Source organism: Variovorax sp. P4_D9, assembly GCF_056401695.1.
Window position 1 is genome coordinate 1 of record NZ_JBFUIU010001218.1, and the last position, 2046, is coordinate 2046.

Sequence of the window (2046 nt, forward strand, 5' to 3'; positions counted from 1 at the left end):
GTGGACCGCGCGATGCGCATCGCGCGCGACCGCCGCGCGGTGACCTGCATCATCTTTCCCAACGACCTCCAGGAACTTCCGGCCGAGCCGACGCCCGCGCGCGAGCACGGCACCGTGCACACCGGCGTGGGTACGACCATTCCGGCGACCCTGCCGCCGCCGGAGGCTCTGGAGCGCGCGGCCGCGATCCTAAACGCCGGCAGGAAGGTCGCGATGCTGGTCGGCGCCGGCGCATTGCAGGCGACGGACGAGATCATCGCGGTGGCGGATCGCATGGGCGCGGGCGTGGCCAAGGCCCTTCTGGGCAAGGCCGCCGTTCCCGACGAACTGCCATTCGTCACCGGTTGCATCGGCCTGCTCGGCACCAAGCCGAGCTCCAGCATGATGGAAGGCTGCGACACGCTGCTGATGGTCGGCTCGTCCTTTCCGTACGCGGAGTTCCTGCCCAGGGAAGGGCAGGCGCGCGGTGTCCAGATCGACATCGACCCGCGTTTCCTCAACCTGCGCTATCCGATGGAACTGGGCCTCGTGGGCGACAGCCGGGCGACGCTGCGCGAACTGTTGCCGTTGCTGAAGCAGAAGCCGCACGATGCGTGGCGCGCCGGCATCGAGGAAGGCATCGTCCGCTGGTGGAGGGTGCTCGAAGCGCGGGCCATGATGAGCGCCGTGCCGGTGAATCCGCAGCGCGTGTTCTGGGAGCTGTCGCCCCGCCTGCCCGACGACTGCATCCTCACCTGCGACTCGGGCTCCTGCGCGAACTGGTACGCCCGCGACATCAAGATCCGCCGCGGCATGATGGCCTCGCTCTCGGGCGGCCTCGCGACCATGGGGCCGGCGGTGCCCTACGCGATCGCGGCCAAGTTTGCGCATCCAACCCGGCCGGTGGTGGCACTCGTCGGCGACGGCGCGATGCAGATGAACGGGCTCAACGGGCTGATCACTGTCGCCCGGCTCTGGCGGGAGTGGTCCGATCCGCGCCTGGTGGTGATGGTGCTCAACAACCGCGACCTGAACCTGGTGTCGTGGGAGCAGCGCGCCCAGGCCGGCGAGCCGCAGTACGAGCCGTCGCAGCTGTTGCCGGATTTCGAATACGCGCAATTCGCCAGGCTGCTGGGACTGCGCGGCATTCGGGTGGCCAGCCCGGAAGCGGTCGGCCCCGCGTGGGAAGAGGCTTTCATGGCCGATAGGCCTGTACTGCTCGAGATGGTGACCGACCCCAATGTGCCGCCCACGCCGCCGGACATCTCGATGAAGCAGGCGCGTGCCTATCTCGCGGCCCTGATCCACGGCGACCCCCAGGCCGTGAACCTGATCCGGGCTTCGGCCAAGGATTGGTGGGCGACCAACTTCCCGGACAAATAGCCCGGGCCGGTCGCCTGCGCACGCTCAGGCGACCGGCGTCTGGAGCGCCTTGGTGCCGAGCGGTGGCAGCGTTTCCGGGCCGTGGTTGGATGAATMAAGCGTCGCCCGTGTGCGGATCTGCATCCTGGCGTTGGCGCAAGCGGGTGCGGAGGAGGGCGGTCCACCACCAGATTAGCGCTGCATTGGCGAACAGCCCGAGCGTGACGATGAGCGCCGCTCGATCCGCGAACCCCTGACCAAAGTCAAGGAGCAGAAGGGCGAGCGACCAGGGCAGGGCGCAGAGAATCGCAACCGACAGCCAGATGCCTTCTTCGGCGGGCCRCAGCGTGGCCACCGCCAGGGTGATGGCAAACGCGGAGCAGGCGCCTGGCAGCCACCAGGCGTGACGACTCAAGAGCTGCAGGCGAGGGGCGGTCATGAACAAATTGTGCGGTGACCGAGCCGTAGGAGCCCGTGCAATTTCACACGCAAGATCGGAGGTTTCGTGTTTGTCGCGCGCCGCCCACAGCACGTAGCTGGCGCCCGAAAGGCAAATTTCGTTCCTCATGCACATCAGGTCCGAGCCAAGAGGGCATGCGCAGATCGGCGTGGCCGTAGCCGCCTTCGGCCTTGTCGACCTTTATGGCGATGGATACGCCGCGATAGACCTTCGGGTTTGCAGACGACGCCCGCATGTCGACCTCC

At 67.6% G+C, this 2046-nt stretch carries 1 protein-coding gene and 1 pseudogene; one reads left to right on the forward strand and one right to left on the reverse strand.

What is annotated here, in order from left to right; translation table 11 throughout:
* Positions 1–1362 (forward strand): thiamine pyrophosphate-requiring protein (locus AC1DY5_RS53185; protein WP_478122277.1); only part of this gene is annotated, 1362 nt, incomplete at its 5' end.
* Positions 1363–1823: 461 nt separating this feature from the next.
* Here the strand turns inward: AC1DY5_RS53185 and AC1DY5_RS53190 are convergent.
* Positions 1824–2046 (reverse strand): annotated as a pseudogene (locus AC1DY5_RS53190) (hypothetical protein); the annotation flags it as partial.